The 6756-nt window shown below is 38.9% G+C and carries 7 protein-coding genes; 5 read left to right on the top strand and 2 right to left on the bottom strand.

Translation table 11 applies throughout. From position 1 onward, the window contains the following. Positions 1 to 579 precede the first annotated feature (579 nt). Together QZ138_RS10885 and QZ138_RS10890 are read left to right on the top strand one after the other, a co-directional pair. Positions 580 to 1527, top strand: a complete 948-nt coding sequence (locus tag QZ138_RS10885) for a replication factor C small subunit (protein WP_292602443.1) — start codon at positions 580 to 582, stop codon at positions 1525 to 1527. A 9-nt stretch (positions 1528 to 1536) separates the two neighbouring features. Beyond that, positions 1537 to 3015 carry a replication factor C large subunit gene (locus QZ138_RS10890; RefSeq protein ID WP_292889050.1) on the top strand — a complete coding sequence of 493 codons (1479 nt, stop codon included), beginning with the start codon at positions 1537 to 1539 and terminating at the stop codon, positions 3013 to 3015. A 16-nt stretch (positions 3016 to 3031) separates the two neighbouring features. On the opposite strand, the gene QZ138_RS10895 is transcribed toward QZ138_RS10890, so the two are convergent. After that, a complete protein-coding gene (locus QZ138_RS10895) occupies positions 3032 to 3718 on the bottom strand; it encodes an ATPase (RefSeq protein WP_292889051.1) in 687 nt (228 codons plus the stop codon). A gap of 7 nt (positions 3719 to 3725) precedes the next feature. After that, on the bottom strand, positions 3726 to 4574 hold the full coding sequence (gene aroE / locus QZ138_RS10900) for a shikimate dehydrogenase (RefSeq protein ID WP_292889052.1): 849 nt from the start codon (positions 4572 to 4574) through the stop codon (positions 3726 to 3728). 150 nt (positions 4575 to 4724) lie between these two features. Here aroE and QZ138_RS10905 point away from each other — a divergent pair, with 150 nt between their 5' ends. From QZ138_RS10905 to QZ138_RS10915, 3 genes are all read left to right on the top strand, one after another. Next, positions 4725 to 4847: a hypothetical protein gene (locus QZ138_RS10905; RefSeq protein ID WP_292889053.1), complete on the top strand. Its 123-nt coding sequence runs from the start codon at positions 4725 to 4727 to the stop codon at positions 4845 to 4847. A 423-nt stretch (positions 4848 to 5270) separates the two neighbouring features. Then, positions 5271 to 6566 carry a histidine--tRNA ligase gene (hisS, locus tag QZ138_RS10910; RefSeq protein WP_292602456.1) on the top strand — a complete coding sequence of 432 codons (1296 nt, stop codon included), beginning with the start codon at positions 5271 to 5273 and terminating at the stop codon, positions 6564 to 6566. A gap of 2 nt (positions 6567 to 6568) precedes the next feature. Beyond that, positions 6569 to 6756, top strand: a 188-nt coding sequence (locus QZ138_RS10915) for a phosphoribosyl-AMP cyclohydrolase (RefSeq protein WP_292889059.1), incomplete at its 3' end; no start/stop codon positions are given.

The raw sequence follows: 6756 nt of genomic DNA on the forward strand, positions 1-6756 counted from the left end.
ACCCATCTTCACATAATAGTACAATTTATGCTCCATTAATATATAAAGATACCCAGAGAGCATTTGAAAAGTAATATCGCCCACAAAAATCAACTAAAAAACGTTTAAAAAACAACAAGAAACATTAAATAAACACCAAGAAAAATACAAATGAAACTACAAATTTTCCATTGTAAGTGATACATATCAAAAAAAATACAAAAATAAATGCCCCCAAAAAAACTGAAAGTACACTGAATTACAAATACCCATACAAAAAAATATTAAAATCAATTATCATGACAAATGAAACCCAATAAATAACAATTCACAAAAATTATACCCAACTTGCAATTCATCCACGACTTAAAGAAAACGAGGTATTCTTGCATTATTATGATAAAACACACACCATCTAACAACCAATGAAAAAATATATGAATATACGAATTATATAAATAAAGTGAAAGAGGATTTGAAAAGTTATTTTCAAATATATATTTGAAAAAAATGACTCTGTGTCTTTTTTGTGAAATTCATCTCCGACCTAAAAGAGGTCGAAGTATTCTTTCACTAATTTGATAAAAAAATGGTGATTAAATGAGCGGACCATGGGTAGAAAAATATAGACCACAAAAATTAGAAGACGTCGTAGGACAAAAGCAAATCGTAGCTAGACTTGAAAAATATGTAGGCGAAGGAAGCATGCCTAACCTGATGTTTACAGGTCCTGCAGGTGTCGGTAAAACAACCACAGCCTTAGCACTGGTAAAATCCATATTGGGAGAATACTGGAGACAGAACTTTTTGGAATTGAACGCCTCTGATGCAAGAGGAATCGATACCGTAAGGGACCGCATCAAAAGTTTCTGTCGTTTGAAGCCTGTTGGCGCCCCATTCAGGATAATTTTCCTGGACGAAGTCGACAACATGACAAAAGATGCACAGCATGCGCTCCGTCGTGAAATGGAAATGTATACCAAAACCGCCTCATTTATACTTTCATGTAACTATTCATCAAAAATCATAGACCCTATTCAATCCAGGTGTGCAATATTCAGATTCGCTCCGCTTAAGGCAGAGGAAATCAAAGGCCGTCTTGAATTCATTTGTGAAAATGAAGGATTCGAAGCGACCGATGAAGGCCTTGATTCAATAGTCTATTTTGCCGAAGGGGATATGAGAAAGGCAGTCAATGTCCTTCAGGCCGCAACCTCCGAAGGCGAAGCGGTGACCGAGGATTCAGTTTATGAAGTGGTATCCAAGGCAAAACCGCAGGACATCGGAAACATGATAACCAAGGCACTTATGGGTGACTTTATGGGTGCCCGTACCATATTGAGAGAAACAATGGTGCTTCAGGGAACCAGCGGAGAGGACATGGTGGCCCAAATCTATCAGGATGTCTCAAAAAGGGCAATTGATGGAAAAATGGATCCCGGCATCTACATGAATCTGATTGAAGCAATTGCAGAATGCGATTTTAGAATAAGGGAAGGAGCCAATCCAAGAATACAGCTCGAAGCATTACTCGCACAATTCTTATAAGGTATAGAAATGTTATGGACTGATAAATACCGACCTCAAGAGCTATCGGAAGTTGTCGGTAACAAAAAAGAGATTAAGATAATCACTGATTGGGTCAGCGAGTGGAAAAAAGGCAACCCGCAGATACCCCTTCTTTTGGTTGGACCGCCGGGCATCGGAAAGACAACACTGGCATTGATAATAGCAAAGGAATTTTCAGAATCCATTGAGCTGAATGCCAGTGACAAGCGTTCACAGGACGTTATCAAAAGCACAATCGGCGAATCCTCGACTTCAAGGTCCCTTTTTGGAGACGAATACAAATTAATCATTCTTGACGAAGTCGACGGAATTCATGGAACAAACGACCGTGGAGGAGTTGCCGAAATCGGCAAAATCATAAAATCCTCCCAGCACCCGATGATTCTGATGGCCAATGACTTCTACTCCAAAAGGCTGCAGTCAATAAAGCCTAAATGTCAGGTAATCAAGATGAAAAAGTCCCGCTGGAATTCGATTTCAGCGCTTCTTAGAAAGATTGCTCAGGCCGAAGGGGTTGAAGTCGAGCCTGCGGCACTAAAGGAGATTGCAGTCAAATCACAGGGAGACGTTCGCTCAGCAATTAATACCCTGCAGGCCCTAAGCGACAAGGACCATACCCTGGAAGTGAAAGATGTTGAGGGCATGGTTACAAAGGATAGCCGTTCAGACATTTTCAATGCGATAACCGCCGTTTTGAAAAGCAAAACACCTGCACACGTCAAGGAAGCAATGTGGATTGAAGAGGATCCGACATTAGTAATGGAATACATCGCCGAAAACATTCCAAGGGAATACAAAAAACCAGATGAAATCAAAAAGGCATACGAGTACATTTCAAAGGCAGATATCAACTTTGGAAGGGCTCAAAGCAGCAGAAACTATGGATACTGGAAATATGCAAGCGACTTTATGGGAATCGGAGTTAGCAGCGCAAAACATGACACCTACAAGAAGTTCACAAAAATCCAGACCCCAAGCATATTCGGATTGATGAGCCGCAACCGTGCCAAAAGGAATCTTAGAGACGACATTGCAGAAAAGATGTTTGAAAAGATGCACGTTTCACGAAGGGTGGCCGTTTCAATGTTTCCATACATGGAGATAATGTTTCAAAATGACGAGCTTGCATGGGAAATCTCCGACTTTCTAGAGCTTGATGAAAAGGAAATCAAAAGGTTCAGGAAAAAGAAGATACCTAAGAAGGTCATCACAAAAATGGAAAAGCAAAAGGCTCAAATGAGAGTCGAAGAGCGTGACAGGCGTGCAGAAGAGCTTCAAAACCAGATGATGAATGTGATTCCGGAAGCTGAAGAGCCTTCCGGTGATGATGAGCTGCCGTTTGAAATTCAGGAAATTGATGAAACACCGCAAGAAGTCATAGAAGAGCCTGAAATTATTGAAGAAGAAAAAGTTGAAGAGAAAAAAGAGAAGAAAGCAGATAAGCAAACAACACTTTTCAGCTTTTAATCTATTTTAAATAATATTATTGTGAATTTAACTTTTCACTGATAAATACGCTGGCGCTGACCACATTATCTTTATATTGCGGAGCGACATCATCCAAAAATTCACTGAATGAATGTGCCAGCTCATCCTTATTTTCACATTCGATTGGATCATGACCATCCATTTTTAAAAATGAATTTATCCAGTCAAGTGATACGCTGACCAACGGATAGATTTCCCCCTCCCTTTTAGTCAGGTTCAGACCTTCGCCCTTGAAAATGCCTTCAAAAACATTATTCACCTGGTCATCCAGAATCAGAGGATTTACTGCCAGGTCATAATCTCCCTCATATACCAGCTTTGCACCGTATTTTCTGGTGTACGGCTCCATCAAAAGCTCGACAAGGAAATTGTCCTCAGGCATCAGTATTCTGGAGTTGGGCTCGATTTCCAATGCAAGATGCTTTGATGACTTTGCGCAGATCTTCTGGAACAGCTTGTTTCTCACGACTTCGATTTCCGGATACTGCCTGTTGAAGGTGGCTTCCTTTTTTCTTGAAAACCTTGAAAACCTTAAATTGTTGATGTAAATCTTTTCGGGAGTGTATGATATGAAACGGGTGTCCACTCCAATAATTTTCAGATATTTCAGGACATCCTTTTTGGATGTTGAAAAGTCATCTTCGTCACCTGCCAAACCGGAAACATCAAACAGAAAATCCATATTATCCTCACAAACCAAGTGTTTTTCTCAAAGCGTCTTCCATAACATCAACCGGTGCATCACGGCCTGTCCAGATTCTAAAGCTTTCAGCACCCTGATAAAGCAGCATTTTTATTCCATAAACCGGCTTTGCACCTGCCTTAACTGCTTCCTTTATAAGTACCGTATCGTTGGGATTGTAGACCGCATCAAATACTACCAGATCATCATGCATATTATCCGCAAGCACGATTGGCTTGACATCAACATTCGGATGCATTCCGATAGGTGTGGTGTTAATCAGGATATCTGCATCAGTCACATGACTGTTAATTTCGGACATTGAATCTGATTTAACATCATTAATCAAATTGGAATTTGAAACATCCTTAGCCAAATTATCAGCCTTTTCGACATTCCTGTTCAAAATTGTTAAAGAATCAGCACCATATTTTGCAATGTAAAATGATATGGCCCTTGAAGCACCTCCTGCACCTGCAACCACAACATTTCTATTTTTGATTGAAGTTACCTCTTCAATTGCCTTGACAGCACCGATACCATCGGTATTGTAGCCTTTCATGTCCTTAAAATCGATTGTGTTGACGGCACCTATCAGAGCAGCCACCTCATCGATTTCATCCAGATGTTTCATTACCTCAATCTTATGAGGAATTGTTACATTGAAACCCTTTATGTTTAATGATTTTGCACCATCAATCGCTGATTTCAGGTTTAGGGGATCAACATCAAAAGCTACATAGACATAATCCATTTCCAAAGCCTCGAATGCAGCATTATGCATTGGCGGTGAGAAACTGTGCTCGACAGGATGTCCTATCAATCCTACAATATTTGTACTGCCTTTAATATCCATAAAAATAAATTTCCTTTGAGATAATTTAAAAACTAGAAATTAATGTCTATATTGTAGGAAAAACCTACAATAACCAGGTTAGACATTAATTATATCCATTCATTTACGAGGCTTCCACAAGAGAAACACTCTTAATAATAATTATATAGAATGTCATATATAAACATGATTGTTAAGGCAATGACAGTGCTCATTGAATCCAGAAAAAGCCTCCATGGAAACCTGGCAATTTCCAATAAAAATTCATCAATTGTGATATTATCATTGCCTTAATTTAATTTAGGAGAGAGGTGAAATGGAGCGTTATATTCCTATTTCATTGCAAACATTAACATCAATAACATGACGATATTGAAGTAATATGTTGCAATCAGGAACATAACTAGCTCCATGCTTTCACCTCACTTAAATGAATGGAGAAAGGAGAATCAAAACAACAAAAAATTGCAGTGAACAATAAGTAAGTATTTTCTAAAAAATACATCATACTTATCTACCTCCTTTTGATATTAACGACTTTTTAACATATTATTATATATTAAATCATATTTAAGGCTTGTTGAAGCCATTTTGAAAAATTTTAGTCATTGAAACATGATATATAAAGATTTCCATTGTTTTTTAAAATTCCATAAACAAAAGATTATATAACTTTGCAAAAACATAATTATTATATCATATACAAGGAGTGTAAAAATGGAATTTACAAGACCAAGAGGTACTAGAGACTTTCTATTTGAAGAAATGAGAGAAAGAAAACAAGCTGAAAGTACCTTAAGAAAAGTATTTGAAAGTTATGGTTATCAAGAAATCAAAACACCTTTATTTGAAGAATTAAAGTTATTTACAACAAAATCAGGAGAAGAAATTGTAAACCAATTATACAATTTCAAGGACAAATCAGACAGGGAACTGACATTAAGACCGGAAATAACAGCACCAGTGGCAAGACTATACCTTAACGAACTTGAAAAGACTGCCGTAAAGCCAATCAAATTATATTACTACGGAAGCTGCTTCAGATATGAAAGGCCTCAAAAGGGCAGGTTCAGACAGTTCTGGCAGTTCGGATGCGAGCTGATCGGCGCAAAGACCCCACAGGGAGAGGCCGAAGTAATCGCATTATGCTCAGATGCAATCCAGTCACTCGGAATCACAACAGCAGACGTGAACATCAACCACCTTGGAATCATCAGGGGACTCTTCAAGCACTTTGAAATAACACAGGAAACCCAGAGGGAAATCATGGTCGTAATCGACAAGGGAGACAAGGATTTGCTGATTGAATCCTTAAGCGGCGATGAGCCGGTAATCGACAATGACGAATTGAACCAGATTCTCTTAAAGCTCATTGACCTTGTTGGGGACAAGTCCATCATCTCAGATGTTGAGGAATTGATCGCTCCATACGAAGAACCAAAGGAAGCTTTGGAAGAGCTGAAAGAGTTAATAAATTTATTAGAAGCATTCGACGTTGAAAATTACACCTTAAACCTTGGAGTTGCAAGGGGACTTGACTACTACACAGGAATCGTGTTTGAAATATATGTTCCCGAGCTCGGCGCCCAAAAGCAAATCTGCGGCGGAGGATCATACAGCCTTGTAAAACTCTTCGGAGGCCAGGAAGTTGAATCAACCGGTTTTGCACTGGGTTTCGACAGGCTGATGAATGCGATTGAGGAACTCACCGACAAGGAAGAGCTTCCTTCACACCTGGATGTCTATGTCGCTCCAATCTCCAAAGACGTAAGAGCCAAGGCATTTGAAATAACACAGATTTTAAGAAAAAACGGCTTCAAGACAGATGTCGATTTGAACGGAAAAAAATTCAAGAAGCTTATGAACTATGCAGATAAAATAAAAGTTGAAAAGATGGTCATAATAGGTGCCAATGACCTGGCCGAAGGCAAAGTGACCGTCAAGGACATGGTCAGCGGTGACCAGGAAGCGGTTGAAATCGACAATATCATAAATTACTTAAAAGAGGAATGAACATGGAAATAAACTTCAGACATGAGATTGATGGCGTCAAGGTCATCACTGCAATTGCACAGGATGCCGAAACAAAGGAAATACTGATGCTGGCAAACATGAATAAGGAAGCATTGATTAAAACAATAGAAACCGGAAAAGCACATTATTGGAGCACATCAAGAAACAAATTATGGCTTAAGGGAGAATC

Origin of the sequence: Methanobrevibacter sp. UBA212, assembly GCF_905233225.1 — an archaeon.
Lineage (GTDB): Archaea > Methanobacteriota > Methanobacteria > Methanobacteriales > Methanobacteriaceae > Methanocatella.

Coding starts and splice junctions, on each gene's coding strand:
- aroE (WP_292889052.1), bottom strand. CDS start 4,574: ATGGATATTAAAGGCAGTACAAATATTGTAGGATTGATAGGACATCCT.
- QZ138_RS10905 (WP_292889053.1), top strand. CDS start 4,725: ATGTCATATATAAACATGATTGTTAAGGCAATGACAGTGCTCATTGAA.
- QZ138_RS10885 (WP_292602443.1), top strand. CDS start 580: ATGAGCGGACCATGGGTAGAAAAATATAGACCACAAAAATTAGAAGAC.
- QZ138_RS10890 (WP_292889050.1), top strand. CDS start 1,537: ATGTTATGGACTGATAAATACCGACCTCAAGAGCTATCGGAAGTTGTC.
- QZ138_RS10895 (WP_292889051.1), bottom strand. CDS start 3,718: ATGGATTTTCTGTTTGATGTTTCCGGTTTGGCAGGTGACGAAGATGAC.
- hisS (WP_292602456.1), top strand. CDS start 5,271: ATGGAATTTACAAGACCAAGAGGTACTAGAGACTTTCTATTTGAAGAA.